The sequence below is a fragment of the Chromobacterium sp. IRSSSOUMB001 genome, from assembly GCF_023507765.1.
GTDB classification, from domain to species: domain Bacteria; phylum Pseudomonadota; class Gammaproteobacteria; order Burkholderiales; family Chromobacteriaceae; genus Chromobacterium; species Chromobacterium haemolyticum.
Map to the genome: position 1 here is coordinate 15,283 of NZ_JALCYU010000026.1, position 16,999 is coordinate 32,281.

The 16,999-nt window shown below is 61.5% G+C and carries 12 protein-coding genes; all 12 read left to right on the forward strand.

The window, feature by feature from the left end:
* Positions 1-8: 8 nt before the first annotated feature.
* Positions 9-923, forward strand: a complete 915-nt coding sequence (locus MOV80_RS22355) for a DUF4123 domain-containing protein (protein ID WP_052052295.1) — start codon at positions 9-11, stop codon at positions 921-923.
* A gap of 79 nt (positions 924-1,002) precedes the next feature.
* Positions 1,003-3,570: a T6SS effector BTH_I2691 family protein gene (locus MOV80_RS22360; RefSeq protein ID WP_043594339.1), complete on the forward strand. Its 2,568-nt coding sequence runs from the start codon at positions 1,003-1,005 to the stop codon at positions 3,568-3,570.
* A gap of 1 nt (position 3,571) precedes the next feature.
* The gene (locus MOV80_RS22365; RefSeq protein ID WP_081950536.1) at positions 3,572-4,732 is read left to right on the forward strand and encodes a DUF6708 domain-containing protein; all 1,161 of its coding nucleotides are present in this window, start codon (positions 3,572-3,574) and stop codon (positions 4,730-4,732) included.
* Between the two features lie 103 nt (positions 4,733-4,835).
* Positions 4,836-5,981: a DUF6708 domain-containing protein gene (locus MOV80_RS22370; protein WP_249605511.1), complete on the forward strand. Its 1,146-nt coding sequence runs from the start codon at positions 4,836-4,838 to the stop codon at positions 5,979-5,981.
* Between the two features lie 103 nt (positions 5,982-6,084).
* On the forward strand, positions 6,085-7,227 hold the full coding sequence (locus MOV80_RS22375) for a DUF6708 domain-containing protein (RefSeq protein WP_233620933.1): 1,143 nt from the start codon (positions 6,085-6,087) through the stop codon (positions 7,225-7,227).
* Positions 7,228-7,273: 46 nt separating this feature from the next.
* Positions 7,274-8,437, forward strand: a complete 1,164-nt coding sequence (locus MOV80_RS22380; protein ID WP_249605508.1) for a DUF6708 domain-containing protein — start codon at positions 7,274-7,276, stop codon at positions 8,435-8,437.
* 86 nt (positions 8,438-8,523) lie between these two features.
* A complete protein-coding gene (gene tssF, locus MOV80_RS22385) occupies positions 8,524-10,383 on the forward strand; it encodes a type VI secretion system baseplate subunit TssF (RefSeq protein WP_205467818.1) in 1,860 nt (619 codons plus the stop codon).
* Positions 10,347-11,372 (forward strand): type VI secretion system baseplate subunit TssG, encoded by a 1,026-nt coding sequence (gene tssG, locus MOV80_RS22390; RefSeq protein WP_019103378.1) that lies wholly within the window; start codon positions 10,347-10,349, stop codon positions 11,370-11,372. The genes tssF and tssG overlap by 37 nt, the downstream gene beginning before the upstream one ends.
* A 47-nt stretch (positions 11,373-11,419) precedes the next feature.
* Positions 11,420-14,053, forward strand: a complete 2,634-nt coding sequence (gene tssH / locus MOV80_RS22395) for a type VI secretion system ATPase TssH (RefSeq protein ID WP_249605509.1) — start codon at positions 11,420-11,422, stop codon at positions 14,051-14,053.
* 12 nt (positions 14,054-14,065) lie between these two features.
* On the forward strand, positions 14,066-15,505 hold the full coding sequence (locus MOV80_RS22400) for a hypothetical protein (protein ID WP_249605510.1): 1,440 nt from the start codon (positions 14,066-14,068) through the stop codon (positions 15,503-15,505).
* Positions 15,502-15,765 carry a PAAR domain-containing protein gene (locus MOV80_RS22405; protein ID WP_019103381.1) on the forward strand — a complete coding sequence of 88 codons (264 nt, stop codon included), beginning with the start codon at positions 15,502-15,504 and terminating at the stop codon, positions 15,763-15,765. Before MOV80_RS22400 ends, MOV80_RS22405 begins: the two co-directional genes overlap by 4 nt.
* Positions 15,766-15,799: 34 nt before the next feature.
* Positions 15,800-16,891: a type VI secretion system protein TssA gene (gene tssA / locus MOV80_RS22410; RefSeq protein WP_081576475.1), complete on the forward strand. Its 1,092-nt coding sequence runs from the start codon at positions 15,800-15,802 to the stop codon at positions 16,889-16,891.
* Positions 16,892-16,999 lie beyond the last annotated feature (108 nt).

Genomic DNA, 16,999 nt, shown 5'->3' on the forward strand with positions numbered 1-16,999 from the left:
TTGGAACTATGCAGGCTTTGCATGAAATTTTGCAGGCGGATGCGCCGGAAGGCTGGTATCTGCTGTTGGACCGGACTCTGGGCGACCCGCTGGCGTCGGAGCAGTTGGCGGCCTGTTTTCCGGAGCCCGCGGTCACGGTGTTGAACGACGCGTTTTTTGCCCATGCGCCGGAACAGGCGCCGCTGCTGATAGACCTGGCGCAAACCGTGGACTTTGGACCGGAGGAGCGCCAGGCCTGGCTAAGTCGGGGGACCGACGACATCGGCGACTCGCTGCGCAAGGGCGGCGCCGTCATGGTCAGCGCCTGGCTTCGGTCCGCGCAGCCGGCGGAGCAGGTGGCTAGGCATTTGAAGCGCCTGTTCGCCCAGCCGCATCCCGATGGACGGCAACATCATCTGCGTTACTACGACCCCAGGATTACGAGCCTGTTGGACCAGAGCCTGAGCGGCGAGGACAAGAATCAGTTGCTGGGGCCTATCGATCATTGGTTCTATCCGGCCCATCCGGCCGCGTATCGGCATATGGCGATAGACGAAGCCAAGGGCCGCGCCAGCGCGGTGTCGCTGCGCGCCGAGCACTGGGCGCGGCTGGACTGGGCCGCGCATTACCACAAGCTGTTGCGCACGGTGGCGGGTTTGAGTGAACTGCACCCCGACGCGGTGGCGGCGCAGTGGCCGGACTTCCCGCTCGCGCTGAGCTGGCTGCGCGAAGCCGCGGCCTTGCCCTGGGTGGACACCGAGGATGAAGCCGCGGGCTGCGTCGCGCTGTGGTTGTTGTTGGGAAGGGACTGCGAAGAGCGCTATCCGGACGTGGCGGCGGAGCTGGAGCAGTACCGGCAAGACAGAGCCCCGGCGTTGACGGAGTGGCTGCTGTTCGCTGGCGCGGAGTTTTGGAACAAACCAAGGCCGTCGCAGTTTGCGTGATGACGGCGGCCCATATTGTCGGTTCAACGCCTGAGGCAAGTTGGCGCAAGGCAGCGTCGGAAAACCTGGAAGCAATCAAGTGAGCACTAAAACCCCCTGCGGTAACAAATTTTGCGGCAAGACCGGATTGATGCTGCTGCCGTTGCGCTATGCGGTGGCGGCGAGCGATGAAGGGCACGCCGAGTTTCCGGAACTCAGCGGCACCCTGGGCCAGGGCGTGGCGGACAAGAAGCTGCGCACCGCCGCCTACACCGTCCGTATGATGCGCCAAGGTTTCCTATATGTAATGACCAAGCGTTCGGGCAAGCTCAAATGGGAAAGCGCCTGGGCGGTCAACCATCAGGGCTACATCTCCAGAATCGCCCTGGGCGATGCGGTGCAGCCTCCGGAGTTCACTTGCACCACCAAGGGCGACGACATCAACGCCTCGATGATTTCCATCGAGAAAGCGCAAGATGTCAGCGAATTCCGCGTGCTGTTCCTGCCGGACCCGCTGTCCAAGGCCGCGCTGAGCAAGATCGAGTCCGACAGCAAGCTGCATAACAAGCTGCAGAAATTCCAGGCCAAGGCCGTGGTCCAGCCGCATGCGCTGCAGCCGGGCGACCTGCGCTCCAAGGTGGTGGAGTTCCGCTCCATCGAAGGCGGCGAGCGCAAGCTGGCGCCGCGTTTCAACGATCATATGTATCCCTTCTTCGGCGCGGAAGCCAAGCTGATCAAGAATGAGCCTTACCCCTACACCGGGCGGCTGAAAAACCTGGGCGTGGAACTGCTCAATAAAAAAGGCATGGCCATCGTCCTGCACGACCCGCTGGGCCTGGCCCAGGAACTGAACACTTGGCGCAATCTGTCCATCGCCCGGCTGAATACGGTGATGACGACGGAGAGCACCGTGTTCGCCAAGTATACGAACGAGCAACTGATGGCCATCATCAGCACGGTCAACGATGTGGAGGAGAAGGTGCGCAATGGCGCCATCAGTCTGCAAGAACCTAAACTGGCCATCACCAGGGCAGAGATCATTAAGCAGGCGCAGTCCAATCCCAATGCGTTGCGGGCCATCCCGCCCAATGGCATTTACGAGAATGAGGCAGAGTACGAGAAAGTCCGGCAGGAGTGGCGTAAACAAAACGCGAAGCGCGTGGGTGACAAGGCGTGGGAGAAATACGCCAAGCGCTTGTGGCCCAAGGCATCCTACAACGCGGTGCTCAATAGTTTCAAGGCGCTGGGCGACGTTTGCGACCAGAAAAACGAGGAGCGGGCGCAGGACTTGATGCCGTGGTTGAACGCGCCGCTATTGCACGACACCCTGGGGTTTTACGATGACCAGCATTTTGAGAGCGGCGTCGCTTACGCTGGCCAGATGGGCTTTTGCGTGCACGGCCTCAATAGCTGCAGCATTGGCCAGGAATGGTTGATCAAGCAGGTAGAACACAAAAATCTGAAGCCCAGCGCGATGATGTTCAAAGCGGGAATGCTGAATTATAAGACCGCGGCCGAGGCCTATGTGGCGAAAGGCGGGCTTAGCGACGCGCTGTCCCCGTATGAAAAAATACAGGAGGCCGGCAAGGGCATCAGCGACGTGTGGTCCAAGATCAAGGACCTGGCCGAGAAGCTGGAAACCGTCGCCCATGTCAGCGGCGTCAGCACCGCCCACCTGGGCGGCGTCAACCTGTTGTTGCTGCAGCTGGGCCATGCCGGGCTGGCCCGGATGCCGGGCGGCAAGCTGCTGGACAAGCAGGTGCTGCGCGCCGGCGTGATCCACCGGCTGCTGTCGCTGTCGTTGGGCACGATCCTGAACAAGGATTTGGCGGCGGCTTATCCTAATCCCGCCGCCTTCGACGCCAAGAGCGTGGCGGCGGCCAAGGCCCAGCGCAACCAAATCAATAACGCGCTGACCGCGGCCAGCAAATCCAACAGCATGAACGGCCTGCGCTTCGGTTCGGTGGTGGCGATGCTGGAAATGATGAATGTGATGATGAAGGCCGGCAAGTTGGGGGAAAAGCCGGCGCAGCGCGAGGCCTGGGAACTGCTCGCTGCTAGCTTGGGCCTGGGCGCGGTGATGCTGGAGCTGACCGGCAGCGTCTGCGAGAAGATCGGCCAGAGCCGTAACCCGGCGCTGATCAGTGGCAGCAAGGTGGGAGTAGGGGCCTTGAAGCTGGTCTCCGGTAGTTTGGGTACGATCGCAGGTGGGATCGGTGCGTTTGTAGATTTTGATAGTGCAGCTGATGAGAAACAAAAAGCGGGTGGAAAGACTACGAATTTATCATTCGTTTATCAATTGAGGGGTATCGTTTCTATTTCTGGTGCTTTAGTCGGGGCAGGTATCGCATTGGGGGCTTCGGGACCATTTTTGGAGTGGATGTTGCAGAGAGCAAATGGTCCTCTATACAAGGAGGCGTTGAAATTGGCGTTGCGAGCCAGTGCCAGGTTGGCCGCAGAGCGCATGGCCTTGTTATTATTGCGCGGTGCGCGTTTATTCACCATTGTGGGTATAGGTTTGACTGTGGCGGTCTGGATATTCAGCGACAATGCGCTGGAAAGCTGGTGTGACAAATCCTGCTTGCGCAAGAACCGAAAGGCGGGCAGCTTCGGCAGCGTGGCCGAAGAGAGCGCTGCCTTGGATGCCGCGGTTTTGGAGGTAAGCTGAAATGTATTTTCTGGAATGGTCGCTGGCCATGGGGCGGCGCAAGCATAAGCCGGGGTCCTGGTTTGACGAGATTCAAAAAGATATTGTGGAAGATAATAAAGAAGATGAAAAAAAAATGCGGGTGCGTGGTATTCGATATGATCCGGACTTTCGTGAGATCGATATAAAAGAAAGTCGATCAGAGTGCTTGGATGATAATGGGTCTATTTATCGGGTGACAAATAAGTATTTGGATGTTTGTACATATAATGATGATAAGAGAGGGTTGTTGACTTTTGTTTTTATGGTATTGCTATATGGCTTGGTTCCATGGTGGTGGGGAGATATTAATCAATGGTGGTCAATCATTGATAGGGGAGTAGCTCCAAATGGAGATGCTCTTGATGTGGGGTATATTGTTCTTTTGCTGGTTAGTATAGGTGTTTTGTTGCTAGTTACTTATGTTTTCTTTCGCTATCTTATTGGTGTATGGCATTTGGAGGCTTTCACTTTTCGCCGTCTGGTGGTGCGTTTCAACCGTCAAACGCGCAAAGTCTATTTATTGCGGCCCGGTTTTTTGGGCGGGGTCAAAGCCTATGACTGGGACATGATTGATGTTGGCCTGCCCAAGGACATGCCGAATCATCAGGGCATAGGCGGCATGCTGGTGTTGGCGGCGCGGGCGGAGTCTACCGCCAACCCGCACAGCCCGTTGGGCGTGGACGGCGCTTTCATCGGCTTGCCGAGCCGGGATTACCAGCACTTGCTGTCGTTCTGGGAATATATCCGCCGCTTCATGGAGGACGGCGCGGACGCGGTGCCGGCGCCGAAGCGGCTGCGCAGCAAGTGGCCAAATCCCTTGAGCAGCATGTGGACGGTGTCGCGGCTGAGCCTGCCGGGTGGTTTCGATCTGGGACGCAGCTTCTTGTGGCTGCGCCTGGTGCTGACGCCGGTGTTCGTGATTTGGGGCCTGGGTCATTACGCCTCGCTGCTGTTGAGCTACGAGGGCCGCTTCCCCAAGGCGATCCGGCAAGCGAGCGGGGAATCGGAACTGCGTTCCTGGCTGGAACTGCTGGCTTACAACCTGCTGCCGCTGCTGTATACCGCCGTGGGCTTGTGGCTGTACTACGCTTGGCGGCACGGTCTGGACTGGCGTTTGCCTTTGCAGTACTTGGGCGTTTAAGTGGTTGGCCCTTTAAGGCTGTGGCGCTCAGTGATGGGCAAGCTGTGAGCTAGTTCGCGTGTGTCTCAAGCATGGGGCGAGAGTTGTGTATTTATTGGAATGGATGGTGGTCTTGGACCACAAGCGCTACAAGCCTGGATCGATCTGGGATGAGCAACAAAAGAAGAATGCCGAGCGTGAAAAAAAACATGAGAAAAAACTGTTCGCTCAAGGCTTGGGGCATTTGCTGACAACGAAGGAGTCGAATATTCGTGAAAGTCGTTCAGAGGAGGTGGATGACAATTGCTCTATCTACCGAAAAACGAGTACCTATTTGGATGTCTGTACTTACAATGATGATAAGAGAGGCTTGCTGACCCTTCTGTTTAGCGTGATTTGCTATGGATTATATACCTGCACTTATATTTTAGGCTTTCTCATTTTTCAGCTAATAACTGGTAAAGATAGTTTTGGGTTCGACTTTGAGCCAGATTTGGATTTTTGGATTGGTTTTGTCGGGTTTGCAGTTATCACTCCTGTAGTTTGGGGCTGTTTCTTTCGTTATTTGCTAAAGGCTTGGCGTTTAGAAGCCTTCACCAAACGTCGATTGGTAGTCCGTTTCAATAGGGTGACGCGTAAAGTCTATTTGTTACGGCCTAGGTTTCTGGGAGGGGTCAAGGCCTATGACTGGGAAGAGGTCGACGCCATTTTGCCAAAAAACATGCCGAATCATGAGGGCATAGGCGGCATGCTGGTATTGGCGGTTAAGACTAAAGAGAACGAAAATCCTTATCGGGATTTTGGAGTGGATGGCGCCTTCCTCGGCTTGCCGAGCCGGGATTACCAGCACCTGCTGTCGTTCTGGGAGTATATCCGTCGTTTCATGGAAGACGGCGCGGACGTGGTGCCGGCGCCGAAGCGGCTGCGCAGCAAGTGGCCGAATCCCTTGACCAGCATGTGGACGGTGTCGCGGCTGAGCCTGCCGGGCGGTTTCGATCTGGGACGCAGCTTCTTGTGGTTGCGTCTGGTGCTGACGCCGGTGTTCGTGATCTGGGGCCTGGGCCATTACGCCTCGCTGCTGTTGAGCTACGAAGGCCGCTTCCCCAAGGCGATTCGACAAGCGAGCGGGGAATCGGAGCTGCGTTCCGGGGTGGAATTGCTGGCTTACAACCTGCTGCCGCTGCTGTACACCGCCGTGGGCCTGTGGCTGTACTACGCTTGGCGGCACGGTCTGGACTGGCGTTTGCCTTTGCAGTACTTGGGCGTTTAAGTGGTTGGCCCTTTAAGGCTGTGGCGCTCAGTGATGGGCAAGCTGTGAGCTAGTTCGCGTGTGTCTCAAGCATGGGGCGAGAGTTGTGTATTTATTGGAATGGATGGTGGTCTTGGACCACAAGCGCTACAAACCTGGTTCGATATGGGATGAGCAACAAAAGAAGAATGCCGAGCGTGAAAAAAAACATGAGAAAAAACTGTTCGCTCAAGGCCTAGGGCATTTGCGGACGGCGAAAGAGTCGGATATCCATGAAAGCCGTTCAGAGGTGGTGGATGACAATGGATCTATCTACCGTAAGACAAAGGCTTACTTGGATGTTTGTACTTACAACGATGATAAACGAGGTTTGATCACTTTACTTATGGGAGTAGTTTGTCTTTATCTTATAGGTGGCGTTGATTTTTTGGTTTTTATTTTGCGGCAAGCTGTAACAGGACTTGATGAGAGTGGAGAGGTCGTTTCTCTCTCTAGTTTGATTTTTCCTTTGGTAGCATTTAGTGTCGTTGTTCCATTGTTGTATTTTGTTTTTTTTCGTTATTTAATAAAGGCTTGGCGTTTAGAGGCTTTTACTGTGCGCCGATTGATAGTGCGATTCAATAGAGAAACGCGCAAAGTCTATTTGTTGCGACCTGGTTTTTTGGGCGGGGTCAAAGCTTATGACTGGGAGGAGGTTGACGCCATTTTGCCAAAAAATATGCCGAATCATGAGGGTATAGGCGGCATGCTGGTATTGGCGGTTAAGACGGAAGAAAACGAAAATCCTTATCGGGATTTTGGCGTGGATGGCGCCTTCCTGGGCTTGCCGAGCCGGGACTACCAGCATTTGCTGTCGTTCTGGGAATATATTCGCCGCTTCATGGAGGACGGCGCGGACGCGGTGCCGGCGCCGAAGCGGCTGCGCAGCAAGTGGCCGAATCCCTTGACCAGCATGTGGACGGTGTCGCGGCTGAGCCTGCCGGGCGGTTTTGATCTGGGGCGCAGCTTTTTGTGGCTACGCCTGGCGTTGACGCCGGTGTTCGTGATCTGGGGTCTGGGCCATTACGCCTCGCTGCTGTTGAGCTACGAGGGCCGCTTCCCCAAGGCGATTCGGCAAGCGAGCGGGGAATCGGAGCTGCGTTCCTGGCTGGAACTGCTGGCTTACAACTTGTTGCCGTTGTTGTATACCGCCGTGGGCTTGTGGCTGTACTACGCCTGGCGACACGGTCTGGACTGGTGTTTGCCGCTGTCTTATTTGGGGCTATAGGCAAAGCCGGATGATGATGGCGATTTGAAAACAGGAAGAGAGGCTTATGTATTTTTTGGAATGGTCGCTGGCGATGGGGCGGCGCAAACATAAGCCAGGTTCCTGGTTTGATGATATCCAGAAAGACATTGCCGAAGAAAATAAGGACGACGCCAAGAAAATGCGGGCGCGGGGTGTATATTATGACCCGGATGCCCGTGAAATTGATGTGAAAGAGAGCCGGTCTGAGCAGTTGGATTGCAATGGTTCTATCTATCGGAAGACGGACATCTATTTGGATGTCTGTACGTACAATGATGATAAGAGGGGATTGCTGACCTCTCTATTTGGTGTGGTTTGTTATGGGTTATATACCTGTACTTATATTTTAAGCTTTCTAGTTTTTCAGTTGGCCACAGGTAAAGACGATTTTGGATTCGACTTTGAGCCAGATTTAGACTTTTGGATTGGCTTTGTCGGGTTTGTGGTTATCACTCCGATAGTTTGGTATTGTTTCTTTCGTTATTTGCTAAAAATGTGGTGCTTAGAGGCTTTTACCATGCGCCGACTGGTGGTGCGCTTCAACCGTCAAACGCGCAAAGTTTATTTATTGCGGCCTGGTTTTTTAGGTGGAGTTAAAGCCTACGATTGGGACATGATCGATGTTGGCCTGCCCAAGGACATGCCGAATCACCAGGGCATAGGCGGCATGCTGGTGCTGGCGGCGCGGGCGGAGTCTACCGACAATCCGCACAGCCCGCTGGGCGTGGACGGCGCCTTCCTCGGCTTGCCGAGCCGGGACTACCAGCATTTGCTGTCGTTCTGGGAATATATCCGCCGCTTCATGGAGGACGGCGCGGACGCGGCGCCGGCGCCGAAGCGGCTGCGCAGCAAGTGGCCGAATCCCTTGAGCAGCATGTGGACGGTGTCGCGGCTGAGCCTGCCGGGCGGTTTCGATCTGGGGCGCAGCTTCTTGTGGTTGCGCCTGGCGTTGACGCCGGTGTTCGTGATTTGGGGCCTGGGTCATTACGCCTCGCTGCTGTTGAGCTACGAGGGCCGCTTCCCCAAGGCGATCCGACAAGCGAGCGGGGAGTCGGAACTGCGTTCCTGGCTGGAACTGCTGGCTTACAACCTGCTGCCGCTGCTGTATACCGCCGTGGGCTTGTGGCTGTACTACGCCTGGCGGCATGGTCTGGACTGGCGTTTGCCGCTGCGGTATTGGGGCGGCTGAAGACTTGGCCGGGCACAAACACTAAAACAGGGCGGGCGGCGCTCGCCTGCTGAAATGAATATTTGATGAATTGCGCGTGAGCCTTAATGCTTGAATCCTTATTGCCGTATTACGAACGCGAACTCGGACACCTGCGCCAGCTGTCCGGCGAGTTCGCGCGCCGCTATCCCAAGATCGCCGGCCGCCTGCAAATGGAAGGCGACCAGTGCGAAGACCCGCACACCGAACGGCTGATCGAGTCCTTCGCCTTCCTGGCCGCGCGCATCCACAAGAAGCTGGACGACGAATATCCGGAGGTGGCCGCCAGCTTCCTCAATGTGCTGTATCCGCACTATCTGCAGCCGATTCCCTCGGCCACCATCGTGCAGTTCGAATGCGATCCGCAGCGGCCGGAAATTGCCAAGCGCTATCGGGTGGAACGCGGCCAGCCGGTGCACGCGCCGGCGATGCAGGGCGTGGTGTGCAAATTCCGCAGCGCTTATCCGGTGGATCTGTATCCGCTGTCGCTGACCGAGGCCAAGCTGGAGCTGACCAGCGGCTCGCCCTATCTGCGCCAGCTGGCGCCGGACGCGGCGGCGGTGCTGACGCTGGAGTTCCACACCCACGGCGGCCTGGCGGTCAACGCCATCGGCCTGCAATCGCTGCGCTTCTTCCTGGACGGCGAGCCGGCGTTGATGCATTTGCTGTACGAGATGCTGCTGTCCAATGTCCAGGGCGTCAGCGTGGGCGACGGCAGCGAAGACCCGGCGCGTACGCGCAAACTGCCGGCGAGCAGCCTGCGGGCGGTGGGCTTCGGCCGCGACGAGGGCCTGCTGGACTACGACGAGCGCTCCTTCATGGGCTATCGGCTACTGACCGAGTACTTCTGCTATCCGGACAAATTCCTGTTCGTCGATCTGCTGCAGCTGGACAAGGCGGCGGCGCGGTTGGACGGCGAGAAGCTGGTGCTGCGCCTGCTGCTGGACGAATACCCGGACAGCGAGCGCCACAACCGGCTGCAGACCCAGTTGCAGGCCCAGCACCTGAAGCTGGGCTGCACCCCCATCGTCAATCTGTTCACCCAGCCGGGCGAGCCCATCCGCGTCACCCACCAGAAAGCCAGCTACCCGGTGCTGGTGGACGCGCGCAAGCAGCAGGCTTACGAGGCGATCCAGATCAAGCGCGTGGTGAGGGTGGAGAAATCCGGCGACGGCGAAAGCAGCGAGGAGGTGCCGCCGTTTTACGCGATACGCCACGGCAGCGAAAAGAAGGCGCCGCGCTTTTATTGGCACGCCAGCCGGGAGCCGTCGCCGCGCCAGAGCGACAAGGGCACTGATCTGGAGCTGCATCTGGCGGACCTGGAGTTCAACGCGGTGCGGCCGGCCACCGAGGTGCTGAGCCTGGAGCTGCTGTGCAGCAACCGCGATCTGCCGGAACAGATTCCGTTTGGCGGCAGCCAGTCCACCCAGCGCACGGATTTTTCCCTGCCCGGCCATTCCGTGGTCAAGCGCGTGCGCCTGCTGCGCAAGCCCAGCGCCAGCCAGCGCTGCCCGCTAGGCCGCGCGGTGCAATGGCGGCTGGTGTCGCATCTGTCGCTGAACTACATGTCCATCGTGGACTCCGGCTGCGCCGCCTTGCAGGAAATGCTGGCCTTGTACAACCTGACCGATTCCCCGGTGAATGTGCGCCAGATCCAGGGCGTGGTGGGGATTGAAAGCCAGCCGGCGGTGACCCGCGTGTCCGGCCGCGATTTCAGCGGCTTCGTGCGCGGCAGCGAAATCCGCCTGACGCTGGACCCGGATTACTACGTCGGCGGCAGCGTCTATCTGTTCGCCGCGGTGCTGGAGCGTTTCTTCGCGCTGTATTGCGCGCCCAATAGTTTCACCCGCCTGCGGGTGCATGCGGTTCAACAAGACGAGGAGGTAGCCTCATGGCCAGCCCGAGCCGGCGAAGCCCTCGTGATCTGAAGCTGGAGCTGGCGCGCGACGCCAGCCAGTTCGGCTTCTTCCAGGCGGTGCGTATCCTGGGCCTGTCCGCGCGCAAGCGCGGCGAGCGCCGCGGCCGGCTGCCGGCCAGCCTGCGTTTCCGCTCGCTGGCCTCGCTGTCCTTCCCGCCCAGCGAACTGAGCCGTTATCAGCCGGCCAAGGAGCCGGAGCAGCTGGACGCCACCGACGAAATGACGGTCAGCTTCATCGGGCTGACCGGGCCCAGCGGCGCCTTGCCCACCAGTTACACCGAGCTGCTGCTGGAGCGTCGCCAGCAGTACAAGGACGGATCGCTGCACGCCTTCCTGGACATCTTCAGCCATCGCGCCACCGCCTTGTTCTTCGGCGCCTGGCGCAAATACCGCTATTGGCTGGAAGTGGAGGCCGGCGAGCGCGACGGCTTCACCCGCAACCTGCTGGACCTGGGCGGCCTGGGCCTGTCGCAGCTGCGCAAGCAGATGGGGCCGGACGCGAGCCTGGACGAAAACCTGTTCATCTATTACGCCGGCCTGCTCAGCCAGAAGCCCTTGTCGGCGCAGGCGCTGGAAACGCTGATCCAGGGCTTTTTCGGCGTGGACGCCGCGCTGGAGCAGTTCGTCGGCCAGTGGATGCAGGTGCCGGCGGCGGAACAAAGCCGGCTGGGCGACAGCGAGAGCGAGCTGGGCGTGTCCTTGTTCGCCGGTTCCCGAGTCTGGGACCGCCAGACCAAGCTGCAGCTGCGGCTGGGCAGCATGCGCCGCGCCCAGTTCGAGGCCCTGCTGCCCGGCGGCCCCGGCGCGCAGGCCTTGCAGGCGCTGCTGCAATTCGCCGTCGGCCACAATCTGGCGGCGGACGTCAGCCTGGTGCTGGACAAGCGCGACGTGCCGGCGGCGCAGCTGGGCGGCCCGGCGGATTTGCGCCTGGGCGGCAATTGCTGGCTGGGCCCGCAGAAACAAGACCCGGAAGACATGCGCTACGCGCTGCTGCATTGAGCGGCGCGGGCGGAATCGACTTTTCATTTTGAGCGTATTGGAACGATATGTCCGTATCCCTGAAAGCCCTGATCGACAGGCTGACCCCCACCGCCCGCCAGGCGATTGAGCAGGCGGCCAGCCGCGCGCTGGCGCGCACGCATTTTGAAATCGAGATCGAACACGCGCTGCTGGCGATGTTCGACCAGGACAATAACGCCGCGCTGGCGGCGCTGCACGCGCTGGGCGCGGACCTGCCGCGCATCGAGCGCGAGCTGGAAGCCGCGCTGGACGCCTTCCGCAGCGGCAACACCCGCAACCCGGTGCTGTCCGCCTGGCTGCCCAAGTGGCTGGAGAAGGCCTGGCTGCTGGCCAGCGCGGAGCAAGGGCAGGCCGACGTGTCCACTTTGGACCTGCTGCTGGCGCTGTGGCAGGACGAGGCGCTGCGCGGCGCGCTGCAATCCGGCTCCGCCGCCTTGGCGCGCCAGGACGCCGGCCGGCTGCAGGGCGCTTACGCCGCCTTGCGCCAGCACGGCGGCGAGGCCTCGGCCAACGCGCCGGCGGCGAGCGAGGACGCCGCGCCGGCGATGGCCGCGCCCGCGGCCGGCAAGCGCGGCAGCCCGGCGCTGGACAAATACACGATAGACCTGACCGCCCAGGCCAAGGCCGGCAAGATCGATCCCATCCTGGGCCGCGACGTCGAAATCCGTCAGATGATAGACATCCTGATGCGCCGCCGGCAGAACAACCCCATCCTCACCGGCGAGCCGGGCGTGGGCAAGACCGCGGTGGTGGAAGGCCTGGCGCGCAAGATCGTGCACGGCGAAGTGCCGCCGGTGCTGGCCGGCGTCACCCTGCGCACCTTGGACCTGGGCCTGTTGCAGGCCGGCGCCAGCGTCAAGGGCGAGTTCGAGAACCGCTTGCGCCAGGTGATAGACGAGGTCAAGGCCAGCCCGGTGCCCATCATCCTGTTCATCGACGAGGCTCATACCTTGATCGGTGCCGGCGGCGCGGCCGGCCAGAACGACGCGGCCAACCTGTTGAAACCGGCGTTGGCGCGCGGCGAGCTGCGCACCATCGCGGCGACGACCTGGGCCGAGTACAAGAAGTACTTTGAAAAAGACGCCGCGCTGGCGCGCCGCTTCCAGGTGGTGAAGGTGGAAGAGCCGGCGCCGGAAATCGCCGTGCAGATGGTGCGCGGCCTGACCCCGGCGATGGCCGAGCACCACAAGGTGGAAATCCTCAACGAGGCGGTGGCCGCCGCCGTGCATCTGTCCAGCCGCTACATCGCAGGCCGCCAGCTGCCGGACAAGGCCATCAGCGTGCTCGACACCGCCTGCGCTCGCGTCGCCTTGTCGCGCGCCGGCAAGCCGGGCCCGATCGAGGACGTGTCGGTGCTGATAGACAATATCGACCGCGAAGTGACCGCGCTGCAGCGCGAAGAAGGTCACGCCGAGCGCATCGTGGAGCTGGAAGCCCGGCGCGCCGAACTGCAGGCGGACCTGGAGAAGCTGCACGCCGCCTGGGACGAGCAGCAAAAGCTGATCGCGGAAATCGACGAGCTCAAACAGCAGCAGGCCGAGGCCAAGCCGACCAAGGGCAAGAAGTTGAGCCCGCTGCAGACCAAGCGCAAGGCGCTGCGCGAATTGCAAAAGCACCAGCCGCTGGCTTTCGAGTGCGTGGACGAGAGCGTGATCGCCGACGTGATTTCCGGCTGGACCGGCATCCCGCTGGGCCGCATGGTCAGCAATGAGCTGGAGCAGGTGCAGAAGCTGGCCTCGCTGCTGGGCGCGCGCGTCATCGGTCAGGACCACGCCTTGGAGCAGATCGCCGAGCGGGTGCAGATCGCCAAGGCCAATCTGGAAGACCCGGGCAAGCCCAAGGGCGTGTTCCTGCTGGTGGGGCCGTCCGGCGTGGGCAAGACCGAAACCGCGCTGGCGCTGGCCGAGGCTCTGTACGGCGGCGAGCGCAATCTGATCACCATCAATATGTCGGAATACCAGGAAGCGCACAGCGTGTCCGGCCTCAAGGGCTCGCCGCCGGGCTATGTCGGCTACGGCGAAGGCGGGGTGCTGACCGAGGCGGTGCGGCGCAAGCCTTACTCGGTGCTGCTGCTGGACGAGGTGGAGAAAGCCCATCCGGACGTGATGGAGCTGTTCTTCCAGGTCTTCGACAAAGGCCTGCTGGAAGACAGCGAAGGCCGGGAGGTCGATTTCAAGAACACCATCATTCTGCTGACCTCCAACGCCGGCACCGATCTGGTGATGCGCGCCTGCGAGCACGGCGTCACTGTCGAGGGCGAAACCCGCGACCCGACGCCGGAAGACCTGGTGGAGATCCTGCGGCCCACGCTGCAAAGCGTGTTCAAGCCAGCCTTCCTCGGCCGCCTGACCATCGTGCCCTATCTGCCTATCAGCGATGAAGTGCTGCGCGCCATCGTCGGCCTCAAACTGAACAAGATCCGTCAGCGCATCGCCGACAACCACGGCGCGCAAGTGGAGTTCCCTGAGGAACTGGCGGAACAGATGGCGGCGCGCTGCCTGGACGTGGACAGCGGCGCGCGCAACGCCGACGCCATCCTGACCCGTACCCTGCTGGCGCAGATCTCCAGCGATCTGCTGGCGCGCATGGCCAGCGGCAAGCCGGTGAAGAAGATCGCCGTCTCGCTCAAGGGCGAGCAGGTCAAAGTGCGGCTGAGCTGAGGAATCGCGTCCATGTGGAAAATGTTGGGCCTGTTCGGCGTCAGCACTGTCGCCTGGTGGGGGCTGCTGTGGCTGGTGTTGCCGCAAAGCTGGCAGCGCATCAGCCCGTCGGCCATCCTGCTGCTGCATCTGGGGCCGCCTATGCTGCTCAGCGCCGGCGTCAAGCTGTGGGGCTATCTGAAGGAAAAGCGGGCCAAGCAGGAAGAGGCGGACCAGGAGGCCGCGGCGGAGGCCGAGCGCCAGTCCGCGCGCGACGCCGCCCGCGAACGGCACCTGGCCGAATTGCGCGAACGCCAGGCGGCGGTGGACTGCCGCTGGCTGTGGGCGCGCGCCGTCCCGGCCAACGGCGAGCCGAGCTGGCTAGTTGAAGCGCCGGACGGCTGCCTGTGGTCGTGCCTGGACGCGGCGGACATCGACGCCGACGAAGCGCTGCAAGCCTTGCGGCCGCATGTGGTCGAGGCGCTGCGGGAGCTCTACGCGGTCGCGCCCGGCGCGGCCTGGCTGCCGTTGATGATGGAAGTGCTGCCCAGCGAGTCCGGCATCGAGCAGATCGCCGCGGCCAAGGAATGGCAGACGGAGGCGATGGCCGACACGCTGGAAGACGATTGGCCGACGCCGGAGGCGCGCTTCCTGGCGGGGGCCGGCACCGGCACGGTGGCGGACCGCGCGCGGCAGCTGCTGCAACAGGAGCCGGAACTGCCGGGCGTGATCGTGCTCGGCGCCGACGCGCCGCTCCTGCTGCAAGGCGCCGACGAAGACGACTCGCAGGACGCCGCGGCGACGGCGCGCCGGCGCCGCTTGGGCAAGTCCGGCTTGGCGGTGGCGGCTTTGCTGTTCCTGCGCGAGCAGCTGCCGGAGCCCGAGCTCGGCCCGGTCGCCGTGGCCGAGGGCGCCGATCCTTACCAGCCGTACTGGGAAAAGGACTTCAGCCGTTCCAGCGGCAGCTGGGGCACGGTGCCGGCCCGTTATCAGGCCGGGCTGGCCCAGTTGCCGGTGCTGGCCCAGGTGGGCCAGTCCAGCGCCGTCGCGGTGCAGGAGGAGCGCGCGCTGCAATTGGCGCGCCAGCTGCAAGCGGTGCTGGACAACGCTCTGGTCAACGCTGCGCTGCTGGACTACCCGTTCAGCCCGGAGGAGGCCAAGCCGGAAAACGACCAAGCAGCCAAGCTGGCCTGGCTGACCCACAACAGCGGAGACGTCGACGGTGGCGGCGTGCGCCTGGCGGCCATCGCCAGCGCCTTGAGCCGGCACAAGGTGGAACTGCACCCCATCGAGGAGGCCAGCAATCTGGCGCGGGACTGGGGCGACGTCGGCGTCGCCGCCGACGCCATGCTGGCCGCCGCCGTCGTCAGCCACAGCGCGCGGCTGGCCGCGCCGGCCGTCCTCACCCAATTCAGCAACGACCACGTGGCGCTGGCCATGGCCAGGCCGCCGCGCAAGGAGACTACCGCATGAAACGCGTGATCCGATTGGGCGACCCCACCGATCATGGCGGCAATGTCGTCAGCGCCGCTTCCAGCACCACCTTGTTCGGCAAGCAGGTCGCCTGCCTGGGCGACTCCGTCACCTGCCCGCAGCAGGGGCACGTCAACTGCACCATCGTGGAAGGCGACCCCACCTGGGTGGTGGGCGGCAAGCCGGTGGCCTTGGAAGGCCATAAAGTCAGCTGCGGCGCCTCGCTGATCTCCACCATGCCGGAAGTCGGCAAGGGCTGATCGCAACCTCTCTATATATAGAAGCCACACAAGCATGGAAAACATCGAACAAACCGTGGAGCAGTTGCTGGCTCCCATCCCCGGTTCATCGCCGGCGGGCGAGGACCTGGCTTACTCCACTCTCTTCGACCAGATTCGCGAAGCCCGCCGCAGCGACGACCCGGGCTTGTCGCAAGGCGATTGGGAGCAAACCCTCAAAACGGCGGAATGGCCCAAAGTCATCCGCCTGTGCGAAGACGCGCTGCGTCAAAGCAGCAAAGACCTGCAACTGCTGGCCTGGTACGCGGAAGCCCAGGTCCAGGCCAACGGCATCTCCGGCCTGGCCCTGGGCCTGGCCGCGCTGGACGGCTGGCTGCGTCAATACTGGGAGAGCGGTTATCCGGAACTGGACCCGCACGATCTGGACGAACGCGTCGGCAAGCTGGAATGGCTGAACCAGCAGCTGGGGCTGGCCATCCGCAACGTGCCGTTGCTGAAGCCCGAGTTCGGCGCTTACGGCTGGAACGACTGGCAGCAATCGCGCGACGTGGAAAACCTGGGCTTGAAAGACGCCGACGCCAAGGCCGCCGCCATCGCCGAGGGCAAGCTCTCCGGCGACGAGTTCGAAAAGAACGCAAATCTATCCGGTCACGCCTGGTTCCAGAGCCAGGCCGAAGCGCTGGTAGAGGCGCTGGGCCGCTATGAAGCGCTGGACGAGCAAGTGGACCAGCGCTTCGGCGGCGAAGCGCCCAGCCTGGCGGATATCCGCAACGGCATCTACGCCTGCCAGGACCTGGTGCTGCGTTACCGTCAACAAACCGCGCCGGCCGGCGTTGCGCCGGCTCCCGTCGAACCCGCCGTGGAAAGAAAAGCCGTGACCCAAAGCTATAGCGCGCCCACCCCCGCCGCTTCGACGGCCCCCGTCGCCTTCAACGGCCAGATCCGCAGCCGCCAGGAAGCGGTGCTGATGTTGAGCGAAGTCGCTCGTTACTTCCGCAGCAACGAACCGCACAGCCCGGTGGCCTTATTGGCCGAACGCGCGGCGCGCTGGGCCGAGATGAGCCTGGAAGAGTGGCTGCAACATGTGGTCAAGGACGATTCCACGCTGAATCAGCTGCACGAACTGCTGGATGTGCGGCGGGAATAAGCGGTTTCAGGTCCTCGCAACGGTACGGGCCGGCGTTTCGCCGGCCCGTTTTTTATGGATAGTCGGGGTATGGGGCGGGAGTTGGCAAATACTCTTTATGGATATTCA